The sequence below is a fragment of the Primorskyibacter flagellatus genome (genome assembly GCF_900176485.1).
Lineage (GTDB): Bacteria > Pseudomonadota > Alphaproteobacteria > Rhodobacterales > Rhodobacteraceae > Primorskyibacter > Primorskyibacter flagellatus.
Genome location: NZ_FWYD01000033.1, coordinates 1 through 25,709, shown reverse-complemented (window position 1 = coordinate 25,709; position 25,709 = coordinate 1). Strand labels below are relative to the sequence as shown.

Annotated in this window: 26 protein-coding genes and 2 pseudogenes; 10 read left to right on the top strand and 18 right to left on the bottom strand. The window is 54.6% G+C overall.

The annotated features are described in order from the left end of the window. The first annotated feature begins 120 nt into the window (after positions 1–120). Positions 121–1,227, top strand: coding sequence for a hypothetical protein (locus B8991_RS19945; RefSeq protein ID WP_143514686.1), 1,107 nt, complete (start codon positions 121–123; stop codon positions 1,225–1,227). 24 nt (positions 1,228–1,251) lie between these two features. Here B8991_RS19945 and B8991_RS19940 read toward each other — a convergent pair whose 3' ends face one another. Continuing rightward, on the bottom strand, positions 1,252–2,379 hold the full coding sequence (locus B8991_RS19940) for a hypothetical protein (protein WP_143514685.1): 1,128 nt from the start codon (positions 2,377–2,379) through the stop codon (positions 1,252–1,254). Between the two features lie 400 nt (positions 2,380–2,779). Between B8991_RS19940 and B8991_RS19935 the strand changes: the two genes are divergently transcribed. Further along, positions 2,780–4,033, top strand: a complete 1,254-nt coding sequence (locus tag B8991_RS19935; RefSeq protein WP_268876759.1) for a reverse transcriptase domain-containing protein — start codon at positions 2,780–2,782, stop codon at positions 4,031–4,033. 32 nt (positions 4,034–4,065) lie between these two features. Here the strand turns inward: B8991_RS19935 and B8991_RS19930 are convergent, their stop codons facing one another. From B8991_RS19930 to B8991_RS19920, 4 genes are all read right to left on the bottom strand, one after another. Beyond that, positions 4,066–4,578 carry a TrmH family RNA methyltransferase gene (locus tag B8991_RS19930; RefSeq protein WP_084355041.1) on the bottom strand — a complete coding sequence of 171 codons (513 nt, stop codon included), beginning with the start codon at positions 4,576–4,578 and terminating at the stop codon, positions 4,066–4,068. 303 nt (positions 4,579–4,881) lie between these two features. Next, positions 4,882–5,331, bottom strand: a complete 450-nt coding sequence (locus B8991_RS21285) for a hypothetical protein (protein ID WP_143514684.1) — start codon at positions 5,329–5,331, stop codon at positions 4,882–4,884. A gap of 608 nt (positions 5,332–5,939) precedes the next feature. Further along, on the bottom strand, positions 5,940–6,170 hold the full coding sequence (locus B8991_RS19925; protein ID WP_084355040.1) for a WGR domain-containing protein: 231 nt from the start codon (positions 6,168–6,170) through the stop codon (positions 5,940–5,942). Next, positions 6,161–6,766 carry a tyrosine-type recombinase/integrase gene (locus B8991_RS19920; RefSeq protein WP_084355039.1) on the bottom strand — a complete coding sequence of 202 codons (606 nt, stop codon included), beginning with the start codon at positions 6,764–6,766 and terminating at the stop codon, positions 6,161–6,163. Before B8991_RS19920 ends, B8991_RS19925 begins: the two co-directional genes overlap by 10 nt. 140 nt (positions 6,767–6,906) lie before the next feature. Between B8991_RS19920 and B8991_RS22075 the strand changes: the two are divergent. Continuing rightward, a pseudogene (locus B8991_RS22075) lies at positions 6,907–7,050 on the top strand (integrase core domain-containing protein); the annotation flags it as partial. An 85-nt stretch (positions 7,051–7,135) separates the two neighbouring features. Here the strand turns inward: B8991_RS22075 and B8991_RS19915 are convergent. Both B8991_RS19915 and B8991_RS19910 read right to left on the bottom strand, forming a co-directional pair. Beyond that, positions 7,136–8,215 carry a hypothetical protein gene (locus B8991_RS19915; protein WP_143514683.1) on the bottom strand — a complete coding sequence of 360 codons (1,080 nt, stop codon included), beginning with the start codon at positions 8,213–8,215 and terminating at the stop codon, positions 7,136–7,138. 27 nt (positions 8,216–8,242) lie between these two features. Continuing rightward, a complete protein-coding gene (locus B8991_RS19910; RefSeq protein WP_084355037.1) occupies positions 8,243–8,455 on the bottom strand; it encodes a hypothetical protein in 213 nt (70 codons plus the stop codon). A gap of 317 nt (positions 8,456–8,772) precedes the next feature. On the opposite strand from B8991_RS19910, the gene B8991_RS19905 reads away from it, so the two are divergent. The 3 genes from B8991_RS19905 to B8991_RS19895 all read left to right on the top strand — a co-directional run bounded on the left by B8991_RS19905 (position 8,773) and on the right by B8991_RS19895 (position 11,587). Further along, positions 8,773–9,606: a sulfotransferase family 2 domain-containing protein gene (locus tag B8991_RS19905; RefSeq protein WP_084355036.1), complete on the top strand. Its 834-nt coding sequence runs from the start codon at positions 8,773–8,775 to the stop codon at positions 9,604–9,606. A 118-nt stretch (positions 9,607–9,724) separates the two neighbouring features. After that, positions 9,725–10,516, top strand: coding sequence for a sulfotransferase family 2 domain-containing protein (locus tag B8991_RS19900; protein ID WP_084355035.1), 792 nt, complete (start codon positions 9,725–9,727; stop codon positions 10,514–10,516). A gap of 96 nt (positions 10,517–10,612) precedes the next feature. Continuing rightward, positions 10,613–11,587 (top strand): NAD-dependent epimerase/dehydratase family protein, encoded by a 975-nt coding sequence (locus B8991_RS19895; protein WP_084355034.1) that lies wholly within the window; start codon positions 10,613–10,615, stop codon positions 11,585–11,587. Between the two features lie 18 nt (positions 11,588–11,605). Here the strand turns inward: B8991_RS19895 and B8991_RS19890 are convergent, their stop codons facing one another. From B8991_RS19890 to B8991_RS19855, 8 genes are all read right to left on the bottom strand, one after another. Beyond that, positions 11,606–11,857 carry a hypothetical protein gene (locus tag B8991_RS19890; RefSeq protein ID WP_084355033.1) on the bottom strand — a complete coding sequence of 84 codons (252 nt, stop codon included), beginning with the start codon at positions 11,855–11,857 and terminating at the stop codon, positions 11,606–11,608. Positions 11,858–11,960: 103 nt separating this feature from the next. After that, complete coding sequence (locus B8991_RS19885; protein ID WP_084355032.1) at positions 11,961–15,530, bottom strand: glycosyltransferase; 3,570 nt, start codon at positions 15,528–15,530, stop codon at positions 11,961–11,963. 155 nt (positions 15,531–15,685) lie between these two features. Beyond that, on the bottom strand, positions 15,686–15,889 hold the full coding sequence (locus B8991_RS19880; protein WP_084355031.1) for a hypothetical protein: 204 nt from the start codon (positions 15,887–15,889) through the stop codon (positions 15,686–15,688). 380 nt (positions 15,890–16,269) lie between these two features. After that, positions 16,270–16,563 (bottom strand): helix-turn-helix domain-containing protein, encoded by a 294-nt coding sequence (locus B8991_RS19875; RefSeq protein WP_084355030.1) that lies wholly within the window; start codon positions 16,561–16,563, stop codon positions 16,270–16,272. After that, positions 16,560–16,961 (bottom strand): type II toxin-antitoxin system RelE/ParE family toxin, encoded by a 402-nt coding sequence (locus B8991_RS19870; protein ID WP_235866714.1) that lies wholly within the window; start codon positions 16,959–16,961, stop codon positions 16,560–16,562. Before B8991_RS19870 ends, B8991_RS19875 begins: the two co-directional genes overlap by 4 nt. A 333-nt stretch (positions 16,962–17,294) precedes the next feature. After that, entirely contained in the window at positions 17,295–17,750 is a 456-nt protein-coding gene (locus B8991_RS19865) for a hypothetical protein (protein ID WP_084355029.1), read from the bottom strand. After that, positions 17,743–18,087, bottom strand: coding sequence for a type II toxin-antitoxin system HicB family antitoxin (locus B8991_RS19860; protein WP_084355028.1), 345 nt, complete (start codon positions 18,085–18,087; stop codon positions 17,743–17,745). The genes B8991_RS19865 and B8991_RS19860 overlap by 8 nt, the downstream gene beginning before the upstream one ends. Continuing rightward, positions 18,084–18,338 (bottom strand): type II toxin-antitoxin system HicA family toxin, encoded by a 255-nt coding sequence (locus B8991_RS19855; protein ID WP_084355027.1) that lies wholly within the window; start codon positions 18,336–18,338, stop codon positions 18,084–18,086. The genes B8991_RS19860 and B8991_RS19855 overlap by 4 nt, the downstream gene beginning before the upstream one ends. Before the next feature lie 245 nt (positions 18,339–18,583). Here B8991_RS19855 and B8991_RS19850 point away from each other — a divergent pair, with 245 nt between their 5' ends. Together B8991_RS19850 and B8991_RS19845 are read left to right on the top strand one after the other, a co-directional pair. Then, positions 18,584–19,267: a ParA family protein gene (locus B8991_RS19850; RefSeq protein ID WP_084355026.1), complete on the top strand. Its 684-nt coding sequence runs from the start codon at positions 18,584–18,586 to the stop codon at positions 19,265–19,267. A 1-nt stretch (position 19,268) separates the two neighbouring features. Continuing rightward, positions 19,269–19,625 carry a hypothetical protein gene (locus tag B8991_RS19845; RefSeq protein ID WP_084355025.1) on the top strand — a complete coding sequence of 119 codons (357 nt, stop codon included), beginning with the start codon at positions 19,269–19,271 and terminating at the stop codon, positions 19,623–19,625. Between the two features lie 46 nt (positions 19,626–19,671). On the opposite strand, the gene B8991_RS19840 is transcribed toward B8991_RS19845, so the two are convergent. The 3 genes from B8991_RS19840 to B8991_RS21790 form a co-directional block, all read right to left on the bottom strand. After that, the gene (locus B8991_RS19840; RefSeq protein WP_084355024.1) at positions 19,672–20,715 is read right to left on the bottom strand and encodes a replication initiator protein A; all 1,044 of its coding nucleotides are present in this window, start codon (positions 20,713–20,715) and stop codon (positions 19,672–19,674) included. Positions 20,716–21,103: 388 nt separating this feature from the next. Continuing rightward, positions 21,104–21,661 (bottom strand): hypothetical protein, encoded by a 558-nt coding sequence (locus B8991_RS19835; protein ID WP_084355023.1) that lies wholly within the window; start codon positions 21,659–21,661, stop codon positions 21,104–21,106. Continuing rightward, positions 21,658–22,029, bottom strand: a complete 372-nt coding sequence (locus tag B8991_RS21790; protein WP_218673273.1) for a mobilization protein — start codon at positions 22,027–22,029, stop codon at positions 21,658–21,660. The genes B8991_RS19835 and B8991_RS21790 overlap by 4 nt, the downstream gene beginning before the upstream one ends. Positions 22,030–22,452: 423 nt before the next feature. Between B8991_RS21790 and mobQ the strand changes: the two genes are divergently transcribed. Next, positions 22,453–23,745, top strand: coding sequence for a MobQ family relaxase (gene mobQ / locus B8991_RS19825; protein WP_084355022.1), 1,293 nt, complete (start codon positions 22,453–22,455; stop codon positions 23,743–23,745). Positions 23,746–24,630: 885 nt separating this feature from the next. After that, positions 24,631–25,577, top strand: a pseudogene (locus B8991_RS19810) (IS5 family transposase). Positions 25,578–25,709 lie beyond the last annotated feature (132 nt).

Genomic DNA, 25,709 nt, shown 5'->3' with positions numbered 1-25,709 from the left:
CATGGATGCTCCTTCCTTTTGTGATGGCTTTAACACTCACCACAATGGCACATTGAGATGCCGTCGGGAGGGGCATCCACGCCATCAACAAAGCCAAGTCAACTTATCAAGGTAAGTTAAATGCCAAATTCACCTTCACCTCGATCTCATTGTTTCGTAATCACGCCTTACGGCGACCAAAATGGCGATGAAGAAGATCAGCTGATGTTTGAGCGGATCAATAATTTGGTCAAGAACATCATCGAACCTGTTGAGACTTTGCTGTTAGAAGACGGGATCAACTGGAAAATGCTGGTTGGACGTGATCGGGCCCACGAAGACGGTCTCTGGAGACGCATCGGACAACAGATCGCATCCGCAGAAACCGTAATTGCTGTTGTCGCCAGTGATAAACCAAATACCTACCTTGAACTTGGGTTCGCATACGGCCTTTGGCAGCGCCCTGTACTTATTCAGCTTGGAGGGTATCCAAAGCCGAGCGACCTGAAAGGCATGACGTGGTTACATGTTTCTCACGAAGAAGCTGAAAATCCAACGACTAAAGCCGCAAAAGACAAAACTGCTGAACTTGCGAGACTGCTGAAACAGATCGCTTTGGATGGCGGCCGTCGCCCGCCTGAGTGCCTTAATGAGAAAACAACGTCGTACGGATTGCATACTACCTATAATCGTTTCAATGCGATCTCTTTGGGGGACTGGTCCACCATGATCAAAGACGCGCGTGAATTCGTATCTATTGTTATGCCGAAAGGTTTAAAGGTGCGAACACGGTCTTTTCAAATGAATGATTTAGAAGAGGCTCAACTCGCTGACCTTATTCGTTTGAAGACGTTAGATGATCACATACCATTTACGCTCCTCGTTAACCATCCGGCTAGTATCAGTGAGGCATATCTTAAGTCTACCGGAGATATGACCGTATCTGAGTTCCAGGCACGGCTCAATGAGACCTTTAAAAAATGGAAGAAATTGGAAGAAGAGATTACCGCCCAAGCCGGTAAGGAACGTTTCAAAGTACTGCGCGTTGAAGGTCTCCAACTACAGTACCGAGCAACCCTTACAGAGCGCAGACTATTGATGACACCGCGTTTTATCAGCGAGCGATTTGATTCGCACCACACAATTGATGCACCGAATATATCTGGAACCAAAGACACACCATCCCTATATGCAATGTATCGTGCGGAAATTGAGAAGATGGTTAAGATTGGGAATAATTCAGAATAGGTACTGATATGCCGTCGCGCAGAACTAGATCGCTATGAAGCGGGTATCCTTATGCGCCAATATGAAGGCTCGGAGTTCTTGATACGCTGCTCTTTCGATGTCAAGTAGCCCCGATTGCAAAATCGAAATGCTTGCAGGGCTGAGAACTCGGTCAGCTTCAGCGAGAGCTTTCTCGTAGCGAATGTAACGGGACGCTTCAACGGACCACGCCAGTGCCTCTTCAAGGACTCGTATAGCTGCAATTGAAGCCGCCAAGATGCCCTGAACCATTGCCGCAAAGCTTATACTATATGCTTGATCGATAGAAAGTGAAAGAAAGTGAAGCGCGTTGCCAGCTATTGCAATAATAAAGAAGAACGTCAAAAGGTTTCCAGTCAACCTTAACCAAGTACCGGCTCGTTGTTTTGAATAAAGGCTCTTAGGTAAGTTTTGACTGCGCGCGTAAGTGATTTGGTAGTCGAGTCGCTGTAGGTGAAGGTAAGAAGCAACGTTCGATACCGCTGAAGTAAAGTCGTCTGACTCTTTTGACCAGTGCGGATTAGAAAGCACGCGATCGTCAACGACAAGAAAATTTACCTCTTGGGTGTCGTCGATAACTTCGTTGTACGCGGTCTGACCTTCCTCTTTTTGTATAAGCAAAAACCTATTCAAAGCCGCTTCGCGCTTCTTAAGCCATTGGCTTTGCTTCTCCGTGTCAACGGATGCCTCACAGATCGTGTCAATATTTGACGCGATAAACTGAAAGTAGAACTGTCGAGTGCGCTCTGCCCAAAAGCGAGCTCGCAGCCAACTTTCGCGGAACGACGATAGGAACGAAAGATAAAATCCCAGCGACGCACCCGCTATTAGTATGATGGTACCGATGAATGTGGCAATGCTACCTATGCCGTAAAACCCTAACAAAGGTGCGGCTGCCAGTACGCAAAGACCAAAAGTTGTTGCTGATACTGAGCCAAGTACCATGTGCCGATTTGTCTTTTTTTTGACTAAGGCCACATTTTCCCATTGAAGAAAAGCAGAGCGAAGTTCAGGCCAATCTAGTAGTGGGAAAAGAGTTGGATACGCAGCAGCAACAGCCTCCCGAGCATCCTCTGTGAGCAGGAGGTCTCGATTGTTCCAGTCTTTTCGGGGGTGTGTAAAAGGATTTTTCACTCGAAGGCTCCGGGACAGGCCGAATCGACGTCCAGTATACGCCGCCGCCCAGTGAACGACAGGAACATTGTGGTTGCCGCCTCATCTTGCAGCATGTAATCATGAACTAGTCTCGAAAATCGCTTGATACCTATCGAGACGCATTGATCCGTATTACGATCTGAGCCGGGATTTATGGGTCATGAACTACCTGCGTTCACGACGCACGCATCGCGAAGACGGTTTCCGTCATTCGGCGACGGACCTCGCGAACTCCTTGCTGAGTTCGCTTTACGGATCGCCGCATCTTTATGATGTGCCCCGGAGGTTGCCGGTACCTAACGGCTGGAGAAGAGACCGGCCCTGCTCTTCTCCAGCAATTTAGAAAGGTTTCGGATTGGTTAACGATGTATATGCCGAAGTGTGCTCGCCTCGCAGACTGTATGCCGCATGGCGTTATCTTCGGACAGCATCGCGTTCCTCGCAGTGGCCCCGCGTTCGGCAAGAGTACCATCGGATAGAGGAAGATCCGTTCGGGTTTATAGCCTCACTATCTGAGCGTCTTGCGACGGGCGATTTTCAGTTTGGAAAAAAGTTTGGATATACTAAACGAAAATCTGGCGGATCACGTCGGGGGATTGTCGTCGCCTCGCTTGCAGATCGAATTGTGCAACGTTCGATCCTTACGACAATCACTCATCCCGCGGAAGGCACGAGGCAACAGGTAGCTGGATTGCACTCCGTCATATCGGCACCGACGTCAATGGCTGGGGTGCCGGGGCGTTCAATCGGGGAAGCGGTGCATCTTGCACATAACGTTATGAAGTCAGGCGCAACTCACTTTACGTGCTCAGACGTGAAGAGCTTCTACCCGTTCATACCGCGTGTGAAGATTAATCAAATAATTCAGACGTATATCACCGATGATCGCTTCTGCGATCTGTTTGAACGAGCGATTTCGACAGAATTGTCAAATGAGTTGGAACTGGGTCAATGGCTGGACCTATTTCCAATTAAGGACAAAGGCGTAGCTCAAGGTTCTCCACTCTCAGTATTCTGTGCCAATCTCACTCTTTCAGATATGGATAAGCGATTGAACAATGCGAACATCACAACAGTAAGGTACTTGGATGATTTCCTTATCTTGGGAGCATCCAAACGTTCCGTAGATGAAGCATTTTTGCAGGCTCTTGAAATCTTGGACGCTGACGGCATGGATGCATACCGGCCGCGTGACGGTTCTCAAAAAGCGTGGAGCGGACTTGTAGAAAATGGGATTGATTTTCTAGGTTGTCGCGTCAATTCGCAAAATATTGGCCCATCACGACGCGCTAAACAAGCTCTGCTTTCAAGTATAAATGATGATATAGCGAAATCGAAGCGGGCGATCTATGATGTTTTACATGAGACGGCGGAACTCTCTAACTTTTCACGTAAGGCGACCGTTGGTGCCACGCTTATTCGAACTACGGCTGCTACTGAGGGCTGGTCAGAAGCATTTAACTTCTGCACCAATCGCCTCCCATTTCATCAACTACAGGCGCAAGTATATGACATACAAAGACGTTACTTGGGTTGGAGTGTCCGGCAGTCTTCTAAATTTTCAACCGAGCAATGGAGACGCGTATGGGGTGGAACGGAAATGGCGTCAACGTCACCACGACGGCCAAAGTAAGGGGCGGAAGATCGACTTTCGCATAAGGAGTTCTAAGACTTTTGATACCAGTCGAGTAAAATAATAGATGTTGCAACAGCGGTATTGAGGCTCGGTCTGCCATCGTTAGTAGGGGGCGTGCGTCGAGAAGGATCAATCGGCGAGTACGATGGCGGTTTCGGTAGGTGTTTATTTGGAAGCCGGATGGTTAAAGCTATATCTGATTTTTCTGCGATTGTATCAGAAATGCCATCATACTCGTTGCCAATACAAACTATGTCGTCAGCCTGCCAAGCAAAGCTAGATAGTGGCTGAGCGTCTGAATCAATTGTTGTAGCTATTATTCTATGTTCATGGACTGGCAACTGGAGTTCCATATCTAACATTCGAACATTCAGCCGCTCTGCTGCTCCACAGGCGAAGTCCGAGATCGTTCTACGGGCTTCGTCCGAGCAGAGAACAGAATACCTGTCATATATCCAAACTTCAGCTTCAAAAACTTCGGCGGATCGGAGGATCATGCCGATGTTGATCGGAGACTGGAGGGCATGGAGGTAGAGGATCATAGTCAAATCCTTAGTCTGCGCATTGATATGTCAGTGTCCGAAATTCAGGAGTGTCTCAGTACAATAGTACGTTTGGAACAGATCCAAGGAAAGACATTACGCTGAGGTCAAAAAACGGCCCGTTTTGGCCAGATTGACCCCAGATCACAGGATCAATGAGTTGGCCGGTTCAAAAAACCTAGGCTAAACCCACGAGGTTTTGGCAGGGTTGTGTCTAGGAGAAGGAGCGAATTTTTAGGTCAGTAGTTATGACCTATAAGGTTCATTATGTTAAGCATTGAGCGTAGAAGGTAGCGCCAGCACTCATATTCGTGCGGCTATGGACGAACCAAGCGCCAATATTACCCCAACACTTGCCAATACACCTTCAGGGTGAGACTCCATCAAGCGCAACAACCCCAAAAGAGGCACAAAAAGTACAGCTACAACTAATGTGGATAAGCTCCACAAAGCAAATAATCTGTGGGGGTGCTGGTAAATGTCAAAGGCAATGATAGTTCTTTCAATTAGGGAAGCTTCAAGGCGCCAATACAGATCATCAGGTCGCAAAACATAGGCCATTATCAAAACAAGTGAAGCAACTATTAGGGTAACTAATAAGCTTACAATCTTGTTATGCAGGACTAATTCCGCAACCCTTACCATTGCGCTATGAACGGCATCAACTGAGGCTGAAAGTCTACTCCGAGCGCCAAAAATTTCGAAAATGATAATGCTCCAACCAAGAATTTCGAATGCGGTTGAGGTGGCCATCTCAGTACGTTGACAACTCTACATTTGGCCGAGCGCCGCTCGTATCGCCGGTGAACAGTCTACCCACTGACAAACAAGTGGGAAGTCTCCCATTATGGTACCGATTTGAATCATCAACCCGACGCGGCTCTCCGGATTTGTTCTTCCTGAACACACAGCCATCTGCGACGGAAGGTTGCCACGGAGATGATCGCAACAGTTGGCCGTGTATTTGTCTTGACCACCGGATACGAGCCGACATTGCAGGTATAACGCTGCTGAGATCGCGTCTCCGTGAGTTGCACTTGTTGGCGCGGGGTAGCAGTACCCGGGCGCTAGATAACTGCCGTCCTGATGGCATGGATATCCTTGGGATTGCGCCAGGTTTGGTAAAATTAAGATCGCGATTAACGCTGCAATAGAGGAAAGAAGGGCTCGGGGCATTTGCTTTCTCCAAGTGATGCTTGATTTGTTATAATAACCTATTCCAGCCTTCCGTAAAAATGTTGCACTCGGCAAATCTCACGACACACCCGGCGATCACGCGAAATCAATGGTTTAGCGTGCGCGAAAACCTGTTGCACAACACCTGCATTGCACGCGGGTATGTGCAAAAGGTGCGCCCTGCCCTACACGTAGCCACGCTTGGCCTTCTGCATGTGCAGCTCGAATCGGGCGTGCGTGGCGTCTTCTTCGCTGTCAAACCAATCTGTGCGGACACGACCGCCACCGCCAATCCGACCCCATTCTCGTATCAGTCCCCAATCACCGAAGAGGCCCGGCACGATCTCCATGCGATAGAAGCGGAATTGGTTGGCCCGCGGTTCAATCTTTGTCAGATACGTGTCCCCTACCCCCACATCCGTGATGCGATGTCCTGCTCTTCCTTGCCCAAGGCATCGGCATAGATCGCAGTGGTGCTAAGCTGCGCATGACCCATCCACTTTTGCAGCATGTGCAGAGGAATGCCGTTTACCGTCGCATTGATCCCGAACCCATGGCGCAGCCCTTTGGGACTTCGATGGGGCGCATCGGCAATCCCGGCCTCGATCATAATCCGCTTTACGATCTGCCAGACCCGAACCCGGCTGAGCGGCCAGATTGGCACTGCTGCCAGTTTGCGGGACTTCTGCGCCGCGCGAATGCCGTGGGCGGTGTTGAGGGTGTCGAGATAGTCCGGCGGCACGGGCACCGTGCGGTAAACGATCTTTTGCACCCCGCTCGCATCCTTGCGCTTCTTCAGCGACCGGATGGCAATGGTGCCGCCGGACAGGTCAATGCGGGCGGGCGTGATCTCGATCAACTCTGATGGCCTGCACCCGGTAAAATGCAATGTCTCGCACAAAGTGCGGTCTCGCGCGGGCTGTTTGCGTGCTATATCAAGGAAGGCGGACCGCTCTTCTGCATTCAGATAAAGACGATTTCCGGTGCTGTCATAAAGGCGCATTTCACTCATATTTAACAGTTTACCCGAAAACCGTTAAGCTACGAAGCAGAATCGTCCCGTTATCCCATGCGCTTGTGGGCGATGATTGCAGGATCACTTAACAGTATTTGTAATACTGTTAAGTATTCGATCAAGCGTACATTCCGTCCAAATGGCTCGACCAATACATGCTCTACAGCATCGGTGAGGCACAGCATTTCGCCACACATTGGCTCTGGACTTACCACAACGACCGCCCGAACATGGGAATCGGCGGGATCACACCCGTAATGAAACTGAAAATGGCTGCTTAAGTTCTACGAGCACGTCCCATCAAAAAAGGGAAGATTACCATGCACTCCAGCTACGACACTGGATGCACGAGATGACTCCCTCAAACTATTTGTCCAAAAGAGTCGGTGCTTTTTTCGCTTCGGTCAGGCGCATGGCCTCGCTCAATAGGCTTACGGATGCGGCGACATGTCGGTGGGTCGGCTGAGAGGCGAGCGTATCGGCGATGGCTTTTTGCAGTTCGGGAAGAGCTTCAAGCGCGACGGCAAGCAGATCCGCTTCGGAGGCGATCTTGAAATCGCTTTGCGGCGTGGCATCGAGAACCGGCATCCCGAGCCGGTCCTCCATCCAGTCCAGATCTGCGCGGTTGGCCGCGAGAATCGGATCGGTTACCGTTTCGTCCAGCACAAAACGACGGCTGCCGATTTGCATCAGTCGGTCAAAAAAGCGGGTGCGGCGCTGTTCGGAAAGTCTATCACCGGTTACGAACGGCTCTGCGTACCGTCCGAATGTATCGAGCAAGGCAGCCGCCTCCAGGCTCATGGATTCATTGGTTCGCACTACGTCTGACGGGCGCAGGTCAACACCGATTTCCTGCGCGAAATCCAAAACGACATCGCCATCCTTCAGATGCTCGCGCTTGAACAGTTTGAGCGTGACATTCGTGCGCCCGAAAACGCGGTCCAGCGTTTCAAACCGATCCCGATAATTCGGCCAGATCCACAGACGCTCAAAATTATGTACGTGTCCAGTTTTCATACGTTGTTGGAACGCGGATATCATAAAGGAAACCGGCGGGCGGACATAGGCGACAACGCGGATGTCGGGTTCATATTTGCGCATGTAATCAGCAAGGCGCTGAACAACAGCTTCGGAGGCTGACGATATGACTTCGGCAGAGAAAATGGCCGGGTGGGTCACCTTGTCGGCAGCGCGTTTTTCAAGAACCTCCGACATCTTGCCGCCCCATTCATCGGCAAGCCTCTTCGCTTCTTCGGGGCGCATCCCTGCAAGTTTAAAGCCGCCGCCGTCTTCTGGTGCGTCTTGAAACATCAAAAAGAATAATCCGCTGTGATTGCTAAAACACCACGGTAGGTAATCGGCACCGGTTCCATCCCAGCGATGCAATGTTTGTTGAATTGAGCTGGAACCGGTCTTGTGCATGCCTGCATGGATAATGAGCATCATGCAGGTCCTTTTTTATACCAGACTTACTCAGGATTCTGTCTTGGTGACCGTGAAGCCTTCACGCTCCAGCCTGCGCAGGACACGGGCGGCAAGCTTCATTGCATCTTCGCGCTCGTTCATCCATGCTGCCTTGCGCGCTTCAGGTGTTTCGCCTTCAGGGTTGCCGTGCATCGTGTGCCACATCGCACGGGCAACGCCACCACGAGCTTTCAAAACATCGGGATCGATAAGATCATTCATCATTTTGTTCCTTTTTAGTTCTTGTTTTGTTGCAGATTCCTTAGCCGACATTTTGCCCTGTGAGCAACCAAAAAATGAACCGTTCTCGCAGAATATCTATTCCTGATACGTAGGGTATTTTGCGCCCGTCTCGTGTATGAGGTTACGGTCCATGGTGCGTCATAAAAAGCTGAAAGATCAGCCGTCGGCATGCAAAAAGTGCACGGCCTTCCAAAACGTGGTCAGAGCATGTAACACACATCGCGAATGCTCGGGGAGTTTCCAACAAAGGACTGGGCACGATTCACAGAACACAGGCCGGATATAAAGCATCGATCATGGATTTTTCAACGTTTTCGGCATCGGGGCTCAACACTTTCGCGCACCAGTTCCAGGGGTTCAATCCGGTTTTTGTCTTCCATCACATTCCCAAGACAGCCGGGTCATCGTTGTCGCGTGAACTGCGCCTGTCGCTATTCCCCTACAAGAACATCTACATCGATTATAACAAAGCCCAGAAGCCTAAGTACGACGGGCATTTGCGAAGTACCAAGGTACTCATGCGGCAGTCCGTAAAGGCGTTTATTGACGAGAACGAGATAAAGCGCTTCCGATCCGCGTCCGGGCATTTTTCCAAGGCTGATATGGACATCATCAAGGCGCATACGCCCCATGCCGCCTTTTTCACGTTTTTGCGTGATCCGGTCTCCCGAACGGTGTCAGCCTATCGTTACTCATGTACGCCGACACATCCGCCGTATAAGCAATTCATGGCGCAATACCCCAGCATCGAGGCGTATTTGGAAAACCCGAAAGAACAAAACCGAATGTGCCGTGTCATTGGCTGCAATGGCGCGACCGAGGCCACGCTTGAAACGGTATTCAAGCGATATTTTTTTATGGGCCTGGTCGAGGACCTGACACTGCATTTCGAGTTCATTACCGGATTGTTGGGATGTCCTAAAACCATCTCCACCCGCGACAATGTCACTGCGCCTAGCAAAATAAATGATATCTCGCTTACCCCCGAGCTTATCAGCCGGATTGAACAGACCAATTCGAAAGATATGGAGCTTTATTCAGCCGTGCAAAAAATGGTCACCGACAAGCGGGCGGAAATGGTTGATTTTGTCGCCCACCGCCGCGATTTCTATACAAACGATAGAGGCTGATTGCTTCTGGCGGGGGCACCTTCAAAAAGACTGTGAACACGTCTGCACGTGCACCAGCACTTTACAAAGCAGACTCCCATAGTTAGTGCCTATTCAGGCCCGAAACGAAAGAGTTTGCATGTTTTCAGTGTCTCAAGGACAGGTAGCACAATTTGTGAAGTCCAACAGCGATCCGGAAACAGTCTGGTTTCTCCATCACATTCCCAAGACAGCTGGGTCATCGCTGGTTGCTGAAATTGTTCTTGGTGTTGGCGAAGACAATTACGTCAACCTTGAAGGCAACTACAGCAGTGTCGACAGTTACATTGACTCTCTTGCGGCGCTGACCGACCAGGCAATCGATCTGGTGAACGGCCCCAATGCGCCGCGGATCTTGTCCGGTCATTTGCGCGCCGGCAATATCGAACATCTTGTGCAGTCCTCGCCACAGCTCAAGATGTTGAGCTTTGTGCGCCATCCCGTCTCGCGGGTTGTGTCCGAATATAATTATTGCTGCACCCCCCTGCATCCGCTGCACAAAGAGTTTATGATCACTTACCCGACCATCTACGATTATATTGAAGATCCCAAAGAGATGAACAAGATCGGGCGTATGATGTTCGGACCAACGCCGATCACCCCCAAGGAGGCGGTGGAACGGATGGTAGGCCGGTACACGATGATCGGCATGCAAGAACGGTATCCTGCCAGCTTTTTGATGATGTCCTCAATGCTTTGGGAGCCGACCCTGCCGCACAAGCAAGAACGGATCGGCGCCGCAAAAAAACTTCCTTCAGGGGATGTCGCGCAGCGCATCGCGGATGCCAATGAAATCGATCTGGCCCTTTATGCCCATGTCGAAAAAGTCTACGAGGACATTACGCCTGAAATTTGGGACGATTTATCCCCTGCACGACCTGTCAGCACATAAATCGGTATTTGGAGGACAAATTGTTGGTTTTTCTTGTGCGTTTTGTTTTCCTTTATTTGCGTCCCATAAATCTTCCATGCAGCAGGTCGAAATAAAATGGTTACATCCACTGGTGCAGTAGGCCGTCACGTTCTCGTCGTTGGCGGAGGCGGGTTCATGGGCCGCCACATTTGCAAAGCTTTTAGTGCCGATGGTGCGCGTGTTACGGTGATGGATGTTGTCCCGCCACCCCCGAATTCGCCCTATGAGTGGATCAGCGGGTCGATATCAGATCCCAGCATGATGGCCGCCGCCTGTGTGAATTGCACAACAGTTGTGTTTCTTGCCAATGCAAGCCTGCCCGGATCAGCCATCGCCAATCTGTCGAACGAAGTGCAGTCACATGTGCGCGACACCGTGCGCGCTGCAGAAACGTGTGGCGCCTTGGGTGTGAATAAATTCTTGTTCGCCTCCTCGGGGGGCACCGTATATGGGTATGAACCCGCAGATGGCAGCCCTCTTGATGAGAATGCAGCCCCCCGGCCGCGCAATGCTTATGGGGTATCCAAGCTCGCAATCGAGCATTATTTGCGGCTGCTAAGCTATCAGAGCAAAGAGATGGATACAGTCTCGCTTCGTATTTCAAACCCATATGGCGAAGGCCAGCGTGCCACGCGCGGTCAGGGTTTTGTCGCCGCCGCAATGCAAAACGCGATGAGTGGAGCGCCGATGGAAATCTGGGGCGATGGTAGCGTGGAGCGGGATTTTCTGCATGTCTCGGATGTGGCTCAGGCCTTTTTGTGCGCTGAAAAAGCAGAAGAAGCCCCGTCAGTAATCAATATTGGCTCCGGGCATGCGGTCTCTATGCGCGATATTTTGGGATTGGTCCAAGCAGCAACAGAGCGCAACATCGCCACAACCTATCTGTCAGGGCGCATCATTGATGTCCGCCGCAATGTTCTGAACATCGACCTTGCGCAGGAATCTCTGGGCTGGAAACCGACTGTGGGGCTTCAAGCAGGCCTAGCTCGCACCGCTGCATGGTGGCACGATATCACACAGCCCCCAAGGAGCCCTGAAACGGCCCCCTGACCTGCTCCTGCGATTTCTTTATTTGTCCGAATCTTCGGCACGCGCGAAAAGTGCGAGGCTTTTGTCGAAAAAGCTCAGCAACATCCCGCGGGCATACATCTCTGCAATGATCTCCTGAGACAGCTTTGTGGCCTCGATATGATCGTCGCGCCACGCGGCATGCAACTCTTCGGGATCCTTGATGAATTTGCCCCTCTGAACATACCACGCGATATGTGCCAGCTCGATCGTGAGAAGATCCTTGTTCGAGTTTTCATCTTTTTTAGTCATAAGAATTCTCTCTGTTTTCTGCGGGCACTACAAAATAATTACCGCCTTTTTCTGCATATAAATATGCCACTCACAACAAACACAACATTAGAGATCAGCTCGTTTAAAGAGCGGGGAGGATCGGCAACATAGTAGGCTTCTGTGTCGTCGAGTGTTCCCGTAGGAAATGTATTGCCGCCAGGCAATCCCAATCCTTCGCCGTCAGGCCCGCGCCTTGAGCTGTGACGCGGGGCAAGACCGTGATCGCAAAATCATACAACGTTTCTCGCCGGTAGACCCCGCAGAAACGGGGTGCATAGCTTTGCGCTTGCTCGTCTGCACGCTCTTCCGCCTTGGCCGAACGGTTGCCCGTCGACATCGCGCCCAAAACCGCAGGACAATCCGCGTGCTCCTCAAGAAAGGCCGTGGCTGCCCCCGACAAAAGCGCAGCCATCACGCCGCTCTCAGGGGCCGCGAGCGTATTGGGCACATCAAACTCTGCTCTTGCGCAGACAACAGCCACATATGTAGGTCCTTCGCGCGCGGCCAGGCGACCCGCAGCCTCGGATGCGCGCAGAGCGGTGCGGTCTTCGACACGCACAGATCTATCGGGGAAATTTGCGGCAATCTCTTTGAGAGGCGCCACAAGCCAGGGCAGGCCCGCCACCAGACAAACCATCATTTCTTCGCGTGGCAGCATCTTCAACAGGGCTGCAACTGTATCAAACGCCAGCTTGTCGGCGACATGGATCAACAACTCGACATCGCCGGGCTGGCCCACCTGCTCCACCAGACCGCCCCCTGCCTGCCAGGGACGCAGACCGGCAGCATCGCGCACCGCCATATTTCCCGCAGCGCCCAGCAGGGCACCGGTTTGCGGATCTATCTCAAGTCCAAGATAACTGGCCAGTTCGCCCAGAGACTGGCGCAAGACTGCAGGGTAGGCCACGGTCGACAGACAAAGACGCGATGGCAAATGCCGCGCGGCAAGCGCCAGATCCTCTTTGCTGAGCGCTTCGAACGCATGCGCGGCGTCGGTGGCGGCGCTGGCGGTCTCTTGCGCCGGTTCGATCATCTCCACAAGGTCGGACACATAGGTTTCAAATGACAGATGAGCGCGCATTTTTTTGCCCACGGCACCAGAGAATTTCTTGCCGGCCTTGGGATGTACCAGCTTGCGCACATGCTGCGCGGCACCCTCGATATCGGCGAAAGGGGCGGCCTGCACGGCGAAAGGATAGGTTTCCTTGAGTTCCGCAATACCGGTCGCGCCTTCGAAGCAAACGACCGGCACACTGTGATACAATGCTTCAAGCGCCACGTTCGGATAAGGGTCCAGCCGCGAAGACATCAGAAAAATGTCAGAAATCTCCCAGAAGGGGTCCAGGGTTTTCTGCTCGGGCAGGAATGTCATCTGCGAGGACAAGCCGGCCTCGCGCATCTGATGCGCTAGGAAGATCGACACGCCCATATCTGTATCAGGATGGTAATTGCCCCCGACCCAGATAAAGCGCCAGTTATAATCGGGATCATCCTTCAGCGCGGCGGCCACCTGCAAAAACAGATCGACCCCTTTTCGCGGCTGCACCCAGCCCGCGCCAAACATGATCCGGCGGCGCGACGGGTCGGCCGGAGCATCAATCAGGTCCAGAATATCCTGTGCGTCCAGATCAACCTTCTGATCCCCGCCCGCCACGTTATAGCCCTGCGGCCGGATGCGTAGACGTTCGGGCACAGGTCCCAGGCCCAGAGCATCAATTTCCCGCGTACATGCGGCCCGCACCAGCTTTGCTGGGAAGACCGAAATATCCGAATACAGCGCCATCCGTGACATCTTGCCAAAGGGGGCAACGTAATCGGCAAATTCGTGAATAAGCGAGATGGTCGGCACGCCGGCAAGCCGCAGCGGGAGCACGGCAAAGCTGGAGACAACAGAGCTGACAATCGCAACCTTCAGGCCGGTATCGCGCTGTATCCCCTCAAGGATCGCCTGCATGTCCTGCCGGGTGCCGTAGCCTGCCAAGAGCCGTGTCGATATCTCGCCGAAATCTTCGCGCAGGGGGCCATCGGCGTCGATCCAACTGATGACATTATGTGTCTCGGCCAGCGTTCGAACGATGTTAAGCGCCACAATTGGTGCGCCGGTCCGGCTGGCTTCATGCGACATGACCAGAACAGTCGGCCGCTCCGAGTTATGGGTAACTTTCGCCTCCTCCGAATGCTCGGTAATTGTGCTATGGGCGACGCGTCCTTCAGACCGGCCGTATTTGTCGAAATGCACCGCCGGCACGACACGCGCCGTGGCCAGATCCATATTGCACATGATGTAATGCTCGGTGCTAAATTCGGGGCTGGTGGCCAGGCCGACCTGAACGCCTGCGGTGACATAATGTTCGGCAGGATTTATGCCGTCATCAGTCAGATTTGCCTGCTGGCTGTAATAGTCGGGATCGAATACTGCACAATCGTGCAGCGAGTCCGCATCGTAGCGCATCGCATCCACAGTCGGATAGACCCAGCCGCTGCGCGCCGAGCGGGCAACAAAAGCCGCAGGCGCACCGATACCGCCCGGCACCAGGCGCGTGTAAAGGTCGCGCACGAATGTCTCGTCGACCTCTGGCGTCAGATGCGTGCTTGAGGCCACCCCGTGCAATACATAATCCTCGATCTGATCGGCACGGCGAGGGGCATGGCGCAACTGCTTGTGATAGCTATACTGCGGGCCTTCGATCTGACGTAGGCGCAGCACATCCAGCCATGCTGCCTCTGGACTGATTGGTAGGCCCCCTGTGCGTCCGCGCCGCAGGTAATGGACCAGCGCGGATTGTCCGGAACCCATCCTATCGGCATAGAGCTCGTAATAAAACTGGGCCGCAAACAGCGCAGAGGGATCAGGGGCCTTAGCAGGGCGCAGGCGCAGGTAGCGCTGTGCCGCTGCCAACCGGTCAAGATCGGCATAGGCCGGATCATGCAGCGCCAGATGCGCCGGATCAAACAACCCTGACCTTGAAATCAACACGGCATCATCTTCGGGAAGGGGCTCTGCTGCGTCGTCAAACATCCCGATCAGGGCGCGTAGCGACCTTTCGGCGGGGTCTGACATCATGTTGAACGGCTCGTCCGCCTCAGTGACCCAGCCTGCATCGCGCCCCACGGCCACCCAATGCAACAGCGGGTTACGCCGCATGCCGAAGCCGCCCTCGGTGATCAGCCTATGAAGGTAATACGCGGCGTCAAAATCAGCGAAAGGCGCGCGCCCCTCATGCCAACCGAACTGGATGAAATGCTCCCATGGGTCCATCTCGCTTTCAGCGATGTCGGGGTATAGTTCAAGGTAGAAAGACGCATCAAACAACTCTTTGGCACGCGCCAGCAGGTCCGCCTCGACATGTTCAGAGGGCGAAAAGCTGGCGTCGCGCCCGACAGTCAGCCAATGTTCAAGCGGATTGGCCACGTCAAGAAGGTCCATCTGTTGCAGCACATGCGCACGGTAGAATGCACCAGAGAACCAAGGAGCAGGATCGCGCCCCTCCCGGCCGCCTTGATCGATATAGTGCTGCCAGGGATCGACACCGGCTTCGCGGATATCCGGGTTTTGTTCCAAATAGAATTCAGGGTCGAAAACATCGCGGGCATTCTTGCTGCTCATGGCGTCTTTGGGCACCAAATACGCCTCGTCAGTTAGGATGCTCATATACCCTCCATAAGGTCCAAATTGCCCACACAACAGGTTCAACACCTAGGGCACGCTCACGGTGCGACCGTGCAGGCTTCTGGTATCATGGGCCAGTTGTGCACGCAATTTGGACCTGTCGCAGTTTTGTTCCGTCCATTTGATTTTGATGAATTTCACAGCTCCCAGCCATCGCTAACCCCACGCGCCTTGATGCGTTCAATCTCCAGCTCGTGCGCACGGTGTTCTTTGATCTTGTTGGCGCGGGCGTTGACAGGACATGCGATGTCATCGAACCCGCAGCCGAAGCGCTGGGCGGCTTTTTCCACCTGTGAGACGAGCGCCTGCTGGCGTTCCATGGCAACATCGCGTTCGCCCATCTCCCGACTGTCCTGCCAAGCCTCTGCGATCTGCTCGATGAACGCTCCACGCGTGGATGCGCCCTTTCTTCTCCTTCCGGCGCACCTGCCGCTTGGCCTCGTGATCCTGCTAGGCACGGCCGAAGCTGAAGGCGAAGTCTCCCTGGCCCCTGCCCCGGAGAACAGCGCCCGCGCCGCTTCGGTGGCCGCGTACAACCGGTTGTCATCGGCTTACCCATCTCTAGACGGTCGCGCCCCGGATTTCCCTCTGGGTATAGGCCATCATTCATTCTCCTTGCTTTCCAGCAAGATAGGGGGAAATTCGCAACCCAGTTCAGAATGTGCCAAGGGGACCGACAAAAGGCATATAAGCCCTTTTCTGTAATTTTAGATGTGCTGGGTCAGTGAAGCTCAAGCTTGATGGTGCGGCCGACTACGTGAGCGGCGCGCGACAGAACTGCGAGGGTTACACCGTCGTTGTCTGGATCAAGAAGCCGGTCGAGCTGCGAGCGGCTGGTTTCCAAGCGCTTGGCCATCTCCACCTTTGATATATGCTGTTCTTTCATTGCAGCGGCTAGTTGGAAGGCCAGGACGCGCTTTACAGCCTGCTCGCTTGTTTCGTCATAGGTCCCCTGCTCTTTCAGGAAATCCTCAAAGAGTGCTCCGGCCTTGCCTGCTTCTATGTCATAGGTCATTTCAGTCCTCGCATTCGCTTTTCAGCCGTGTTTAATTCCCTGTCCGGTGTCTTCTGACTTTTCTTGATGAACCCATGAAGCAGCACCATGCTGCCATTATGGGCGCAGAAGAACACCCGCCCGATCCGGCCATCGCTTAAGCTCGATCGTATCTCCCAGAGTCCCTTACGGCCCTTGAGCGATCGGCACAGCGGCATGCCAATCGGCCAGCCAAACTCCGCCGTCCGTATGTCATCCCCAATCGCCTTCCGGTCCTCTGGGGTCAGTTCCAAGAGCCAGTCCCGTACAGGCACCCTGCCTGTATCAGACTCGAAAAATCGTGCTGGTAGTTGTTTTTGGTCTGCCATCATGCGATGTACCGCAAAAGGTACATATCGACAAGCTCTTTCTCGCTGCATGGAGTGGGCAGTCGCACAGAGTAGCCCGTTTTCATGATGTCATCGCTCCATGGAACTGTAGGCGATCCCACATCGCCATAAAAAGCTGAGACTTTGAGCCTTTCGAATAGCCAGATGTCTCCCCGGCCTTTGCGCTAAAAGCATCGAAGACGTCTGGCGGCGTCATCACCTGAAGCGGTTGGTTCTTGCCTTCTGACTTACGCGGATCGGCCTGAATCACGTTTGCCGTTTTATAACAACGCCTCATGATTCAATGGGCCACCCTATGCCGCCGCCGAACATGACTTTGATGAAATGACTTGCCTGGCTTCGAGCGCCTTGCGGACGGCGCAATCATTCTGGGGAATTTAAACCCATCTTCCTGATCCGAGCTTCGAATTCGGCCTTGATCGCTGCGCGTTCTTCATCGGCTAGGTTTGGCTTGGGTTTTAAACATTGAAAACGCGCAGTGACATGAGGCTCTGCGTCCTCAAAAGCGCATTGCAGTGCTTGCGCAATGGTTGAAGTGAATTCGTGGCGGCTAAGGTCAGCACTTTGTAGCCCGCCCAGGGTGCGTTGAAGGAAAATGAACGCGGACGCGATGTCTCGATACCCCAACGCGGCAGCTTTCTCGAATTCCCGTGCATCGAGCAGGCCGTCAAGTGCATCAAGGGACTTGCGCAGATCATCAGCGGCCTGGGCGACACCAACAGTTTCACAGATGAGCGTATCATCAATGGCTTCGAGTTCCGCCGCTCGTGCGGTCAGAATGGCGTCAACGTCAGCGCTATTTGTTTTCAGATCAGCCAAGGCCCTGCCCCGTCGCCCGATCAAGAACTTCTTCTGCCCATTGGTTCAGGCTCTTGCCTGACAGTTCGGCTGCGAGTGCCGCCTTTCGGTGGATTTCTGGATCGACGCGGAACATGACTTGGCCAGAGAACGCTTTCTGTGGCTCCTTGCCAACCTTTGCGCAAGTTTCAATGTAGTCTTCGACCGCATCGTGAAAGGCATCCCTCAATGCTTCAACTGTGTCTGCATGAAAGCCCACACCATCGCGGATGCCGGCGATACGTCCAGTGAAGATGCCATCGTCGTCGTCATACTCGATACGGGCCGAATAGCCCTTGTAGGTCATAGAGTTGGTCATGGCGTCACTCCGATCCGTTCCAGAAACGCGCGGGCGGCGCGAACTTGATATCGTTTGGCTTCCTTCGCGGGGTGTGGACGATGGAACGTCTCGACCTCGCCATCCTTTTCGAACCGCACCCGCGAGCCGCGTCCTTCGATCACTTGTGCGCCAGCGGCGACAAGCAGACGCTCGACCGTTGACCATTCGATTGTTCCTGACACTGGGTCGGTGAAGACAACAGCCAGAATCTTGCGGTGTTTGCTGTTCATCAGGCTATGTAAGGCGCGCTTGCATATATTGCAAGCGCGCCTTTTCTCTCAGCATAGTTGGAGTCTGTTACGGCTCAGTGCGGAAAGTCGAGAGAAGCTCACCGAAGATATCTGGTAGCTAACAGCTACTAATGGATATCTGCTAGCTACTGGATACCCATTAGTAGCTGTCAGATACTCTTTGGCTAACTGATAGCTATCTGGTAGCATTCCAAAAAAACAAAACATCATGAGGGAGCAGTCTCATGCCAGTCATTTCTTTCGCCAACCCCAAGGGTGGGGCGGGCAAAACCACGACAGCCTTGTTGCTGGCCAGTGAACTCGCCGCACGCGGCGCGGCCGTTACAGTCATCGACGCCGATCCGGAGCGCTGGATATCGCAATGGGGAGCATTGCCGGGCAAGCCCGACAACATCGAAATCATCAGCGATGTCACCGAGGAAACGATCGTCGATCAGATTGAAGCCGCAAGCGAGCACTCCCAATTCGTGATCGTTGATTTGGAGGGCACTGCGAGTCTCATGGTCGCCAATGCCATCGGGATGTCCGATCTGGTGCTTATCCCTACGCAGGGCTCGTCGATGGACGCCAAAGGCGGCGCAAAGACCATTCGTTTGATCCGCAATCAGGAGCGCATGGCACGTCGCCCGATCCCGCACGCTGTCGTCTTGACCCGTACCAGTGCGGCAGTCACGTCGCGTTCAATGCGCAACGTACAAGACCAGTTGTCTAAAGCCGGTATAGAGGTATTCACCACGACAATTGTCGAGCGCGCAGCTTTCCGCGACCTGTTCGACTATGGTGGGGCGCTGTCCACTCTGGATCCTGCGCTGGTTAATAACATCGAAAAAGCTTGTGAGAATGCTCGGAGCTTTGCTGGTGAAGTACTGGCTCGTCTGAAGCAGACACAGTTGGCGGAGGCTGGATGAGATGTCAAAAGAACGCGCAAATCTCGGCTTTGCCGACGAGATCGAGAGCTTCAATCCCGACGATTGGTCGCCGTCCCAGAAAAAAGTGGCGCGGCCCAAGCCTGAACCGGAAGTAACCCGAAAAATTGCTTCCGCCAATGGCTTCCAGTCTCGCGAGGTAGCCGCACCCAGGTTTGAAGCGAAACCCCAACAGCGTCGTCGCCGTACCGGTCGTAATGCCCAATTCAACATCAAGGCCAGACCCGAGACGATCGAGGCGTTCTGTGCCGTTGCTGACGAACAAGGATGGGGACTTGGTGAAACGCTAGAGCACGCCGTCGAATTGCTGCGTACATCATATCCGCCGAAGGACGATTGACGCTTGGCGCCGCCGACACGGGCAGCTCCCGCGGCGCGGAGTTGCCCTAGATAATCTCAGCGTTCTGCTTAGCTCGTCTCTTGCAGAAACCGAGAAATGCGGCATCCAGGCTGCGTGGCGCCTCGTTCTGCCCTTGTGCGAAGGCTTTCCACTCATTGTATAGTGCATACACGTCCATTCCAGGCGCCGCCCGACGCGCTTTCTCCAGTAGGGCAGGGGAGGGCACATCCGGCAACCCAAACCCCATGTCCGTTTGGCCACGTGAAAAACCCAATCGTTTCGTCGTAAAAATCACCTGGGATCCATCTATCTCGATATCGTAGTCCGGAATGTGCCCGTCCTGAGCGATTTGTTTCACAAAAAACTTGAACTTCTTCTCGGGAGAATTGCTGCCGACTTTCTTCTGCAGCTTATCTAATCCGATCCTGAAGGACCGTTTCTGGTCGCCTACATGCTTGCGGGCCAGTTCATAGATGCGCCGTTCCAACGGTCGGCGCAGCCGGAAGTACTGCGGGTTGATCGTCAGCACCTCCATGCCTTTGACGGCACGGAACGTCCAATCGGAGACCTTTACCCTCACTTGCGTCATCCGCCCGAACGGCCCCTCGGCACCATTCTCGTCGCGGCGAACGATCCTCCATTCATCGATCAAACCGAAGCCCGAGATTTCCACTTCTTTGCCAGTAGGAATATCCGTGAGAAGCTGTGTGCCCCTCAATCTGATCAGAGCATCCTCAAAGCGTTGGTAGCTCTCGCGATTTGTACGCCAATTGGTTGCCACCATCGCTTCATGCGCCGTCAACTCTACCCAAGGGGTGATTTCTTCGCCGGCGTTAAGCTGATGAACCAGCTTGCTGATGCAATACAGCAGAATGTCCTTGTCCATGATGGTTGCGAGGCCGCGCCCGCTTGGCACCACTCGCAGGCGCTTACCATCGTGACTGTACTCCAACTCGCGCATGTCAGGCTTTACTGACAACGAAAATACTGGATGCTCCATCGATGCCATATCATCCTTGGGCGCCGCATCGGATACGTCGAGAATAAAAAAGTCCCGGTTGGGATGTCTGTCTGGCAAGAGATTCCCCATGCGTGAGACCCTATCAGCGCTTCGTCGTTCTGGGAACCGGTTTTCGTCGTTCTAGGAACCCGCGTCGTCTCGAGAGAAGCCGTTTTGGACTCGCCCCTCTGGGAACCGAGATTCGCCCCTCTGGGAACCGAAAATTCGCCCCTCTGGGAACCGAGATTCGCCCCTCTGGGAACCGAAAGCCGCCTCAGAACGTCATTTTCTGATTTAATTTCAAAGGACTACACAAAGTTCCGATAGGGCGTAACTTATTAACACTTTTATTAACTTAAATAACACTAGCAGAAGCCTGTGGATAACTGGCTCCCATATCATCAGAATAGAGCACTCGAACCGTTACCCAGCTTTCTGAAAGCGATCAACATGACGACCATTCAACGTTCTCCATCCCTCACTTCCTGACGAAACAAAACGACTGCCCGCTGTCCTGGGTGATGTGTTCTGCTCCGATGAGCTTGCAGGTCCATTGCCATGAAGCGGGAAGCGCGGGGATCGCGATGCTTCCAAAGAACAGACCCAGCATGAGCGCCACTCCAAAGGCCGCAGGAAGGCCGAGAAGGGCCAGCTTGCTCAGTCTCTCCCTATAGGCGACATGCGCGTCAGCGGCCCGCTCAAGGCGCTCTACGGCCCTTTGGCCGGGGTCAGCGGCTTCTCTGGCGCCCTTGAGGCTCTCACGCCGGATATGCGGCAGGGTGGCGACGATCGCCTGTTCCGTCGCAAGGCGTATTTGCGCCGGCAGGCTGTCCTGCTTTTCACCGACGGTCCCCAGCTCCTCCGCCATGACGTTGAACAGCCCGGCATTCTCGATCATGTCGGCTTCGATCAACGCGTCCCGGCGATCGATCTCGTCCAGAACGGCAATGAAAGCCACGGGCATGTTGTTGTCATGCGTGGTCATTGCCTTGCGGAATACCTCGGACAGCGGGGCTCTCTTTCGCTGCTCGCTCATAGGAGCGTCCCCTGATCCTCATCCGGAGGTCCGGACGGCGGCTCAGGCGCTGCCTTGCTTGCGGTCTTGGTCTGAGCGTCCGGCACTGGCTTGTGTGCCGGGAGAGGATCTGGAGCAGGGCAGGGGGCTTGCCAGCCCTCGAAGGTCTTGCGGTCCTGGGCGCGGCTCAGCCCCGTGATCAGCCCGGCCAGCATCTCTGCCGCGGCGGGATCGCGTTCAGCGCGTTCGATCAGCGCGCCGCCGAGGATGATCTTGCGCCGTGCTTCCAGCTTGCGGGACTTTGTCCGCTCTCTGGCTTTGGCCGCCTGAAGACGCGCCTTTGCCTGTTCATACTGGCGTTCGAGTTTTTCGACGGTGCTTTCTGCCATACGGGGTTTCCCGGGAGAGAGAGATCGAGGCGGGCTTTGACGTTTCGAGCGAAGCGCCGTACCATGACCGACGATAGGAGGAATGGCGCACTTATGCAAACTCTGCTTTCACTTCGTTCACTCCGAGATTTGCGTGCGGTCTCCCCAGGGCAAAGCCCCCGCCGACAGCGACCCCTTTCGGCTGCGCCGAAATGGAAGAGCGCTTCGCCTCTTCCTTCCCTGGGCTCCGCCCGTTCAGCAGCGAAACTCTCCCCCAGAGAGTTTCCAAGAAGCTGCTTCACCCATCTCAGACCAACCTGCGCCGTTGGATCGCGTCGCGCTTTTGCAAATCTGCCGCCCCATACACGGCAGGCATATTTGCAAAGGCGTAGTGACACCGTGCGGTCCGTTGCGGTGCTGACATCACTGGCGGCGGGCTGACCCATGGCGAGCTATCACCTTTGCGTCAAAACCGTGCAGCGCTCCGCCGGGCGCAGTTCGACCGCCGCCGCCGCCTACCGGGCGGGCGAGCGGATCGAGTGTGCCCGCGAAGGTCTGGTCCACGACTACACCCGCAAGCAGGGGGTCGAGGACAGCTTCATTCTCACGCCCCCCGATGCGCCTGCCTGGGCCCGGGACCGCACCGCGCTGTGGAACGCGGCCGAGGCCAGCGAGCGGCGGCTGAACTCTGTGGTGGCCCGGGAATGGGAGCTGGCCTTGCCGGCGGATCTGTCTGCCGCCGCGCGGGCTGATCTGGCGCGGGGCTTCGCGCAGGCCGTCGTGGACCGCTACGGCGTGGCGGCGGATGTGGCTATTCACGCCCCGCATCGCGAGGGCGATCAGCGCAATCACCACGCCCATATCCTGACCACGACCCGCGCGCTTGGGGCCGATGGGCTGGGGGCCAAGACCCGCATTCTTGACGCGGCCAGGACGGGCGGCGCGGAGATCGCGGATATGCGCGGGCTCTGGGCCGGGATGCAGAACGAGGCCCTGGAGCGCGCGGGTCACGAGGAGCGGGTGGATCACCGCTCTCTGGAGGACCAGCGGGAGGCGGCGCTCGTGCGCGGTGACGAACTGGCGGCGGCGGAGCTGGACCGGCCCCCGGAGATCAAGCTGGGGCCAGCGACCAGTGCCGTGGAGCGCAAGGCTCTGCAGGAGGCCGCGCGCGATGGCGTGGAGTATGCCCCGGTTACCGAGCGGGGCGCACAGAACCACCAGATCCGCCAGCAGCGGGATTTGCTGGCGGATCTGCGCCAGCGGGCCGAGCGGGCGCGGGAGGCCTACGTCCAGGCGCGCGAGCAGGATGCCAGCCGGTTCAGCGCGGCGGTCGATGCGGTGCGCGCGGCGTTTGAAAACACCGACGCCAATCAGGCCTTTGCCGAGGGGTTCGAAGCCGCCATGCAGGCGCAGGACGATGCCCGGCGCCGCGCCCTTGAGGCAGAGCAGGCGCGGGACCGTCAGCGCCAGATCGACCAGGAGCGCGCCCGCTTCATCGAGCTGGCCGCGCAGGCGTGGCAGGCCAGTCACGACCCGGCCAACCGGGAGGTGGCAGAGGCGCGGCAATCAGAGCTGGTCAAAGAGGTGGAGCGCGCCGCTGAGCGCTATGGCGTCGAGTTCAACGACCTTGCCGACCCCATCAACGCGCGCGCCAAAGAAATCCACGCAGAGCGGCAGCGCGAGGTCGAGATTGAGCACGTCCGCGAGCGGGACATAGGTCTGGATTACGGATTGTGATTGGGTAGGGGCTGCGGTTGGATATCGTGGAGGCGATGGTTGTGTTGAAAATTCGAGATATCCCATTCGAGGATGTCCGCACCAAGGCCAAGATTGAGCTGCAAGGCAGTCTCTAAGAGACTGCGCCCGGATGATCCGCCGGATCGCGCCAGAACAAGCCACGCGAACCGTTGGACCGTGAGGGCGAGCGGAGATTGGAGCAAGAAGACGAGGAGGAAATCACGCTCGACCTTGATCGGGGCGAAGGGCATAGCCTATAAAAAAATTGCCTATCGCGACGTGAAAAATAGACAGATCTGGAGAGCATTTAATATGAAGGTTGGTGAGGAATTTCAAATCCGAGAGGACGATTGGTCGTGGCAACTCATTGCTCCGCCCGCCACCAAACTATACGTTCGTATCACATCGAGGCCGTCTGACAAAACGAGCCTAATTTTCACCGATTTTAATATCCACTCTGCACCAAGTGACATGGTCCAAAGAGCTTTAGATGTTGTTCGAGGTACATTCCGAGGGCCGTCATCTGGCATGCGCCTTCAGTTTCTGGACATTTTCCCTCAACGGACGGATTTCGGAGAAGACGAAAAGAAAGAAATTATTTTGCGACACGACCAAATTTTAAATCTAATTAAAGAGCATGGTATTCGCCAAGGATATACTGTGGAGAATAGCTTTCTCGACCTTAGGGGGGGGAAATACGATACTATAGTGATAACAGGTTAGGGCTTGGCCTCACACTTCATTTTCGAAACTTAAGATTTTTCACTATTCAAAATTTATATTGCTCCAACATTATCGAAGACATTCAGAAGTCAACTGGCTTTGTTGCACAAATCGCCTTCTGACGGGATTCACTGTCTGAATCCGGCGTGATAGCGGACTTCCATGAGCAGCTGGACACCGACGACTTACAAGACCCGGAACTGGGCCGAATATAACCTCTCGCTGAGGCAGCGCGGATCACTATCGATCTGGTTTGATCCGGAGATGACGTGGGAGGCAGCACCTTCCGGCCGACGGGGACGTCAGCAAACCTACAGCGATGCGGCCATTCAAGCCTGTCTGACGCTGAAGGTTCTGTTCGGTTTGCCCCTTAGGCAGACGACTGGATTTGTAGAGAGCTTGCTGTAGAGAGCTTGCTGAAACGTGTCGGGCTGGGCTGGTCGGTGCCAGACTTCAGCACCCTGTGCCGGCGCCAGAAAACATTGTCCGTCGCTGTTCCCTACAAGGGCTCCGCAGGGCCTCTGAACCTTCTGATAGACAGCACAAGCATCAAAGCGGAAGGCGAAGGAGAGTGGAATGCACGCAAACATGGTGGTCCAAAACGCCGCCTATGGCGCAAGATACACATAGGGATTGATGAGAAAACGCTGGAGATCCGCGCGATTGAGGTCACAAGCAGCAGCATTGGCGATGCCCCGATGTTGCCCGACCTACTCAACCAGATCCCGCCTGATCAGGACCTTGGCAGCGTCACAGCCGATGGGGCATATGATACACGTACATGCCATGATGCGATTGCGGCCCGAAACGCCCATGCTGTCATACCGCCGCGCAAGAATGCCAAACTATGGAAGCCAGATACACCGGGAGCACGCGCGCGCAACGAAGCCGTGCGATCTTCGAAGTATCTGGGACGGGCGCTGTGGCGAAACCTGACCGGATACCACCGCCGGAGCCGCGTCGAGACAAAGATGCATTGTGTGAAGCTGCTCGGTCAGCGCCTCTCGGCACGTGACTTTGATCGCCAGGTTGCGGAGATCCAAATCCGCGCCGCGATCCTAAACCGCTTCACAGCTCTTGGCATACCGCGTACCGTGACCGCAGGATAAATCCGTCTGGGGTAAGGGGGAGCACCACCTCAAACCGATTTGTGCATGTATGGATGCCCCTATTAGTGCAAGTGATTTTTGAACGGTGCAAGCGTGTGATCGGGTGCGGTCATGTATCAGGCCTCTGTATGC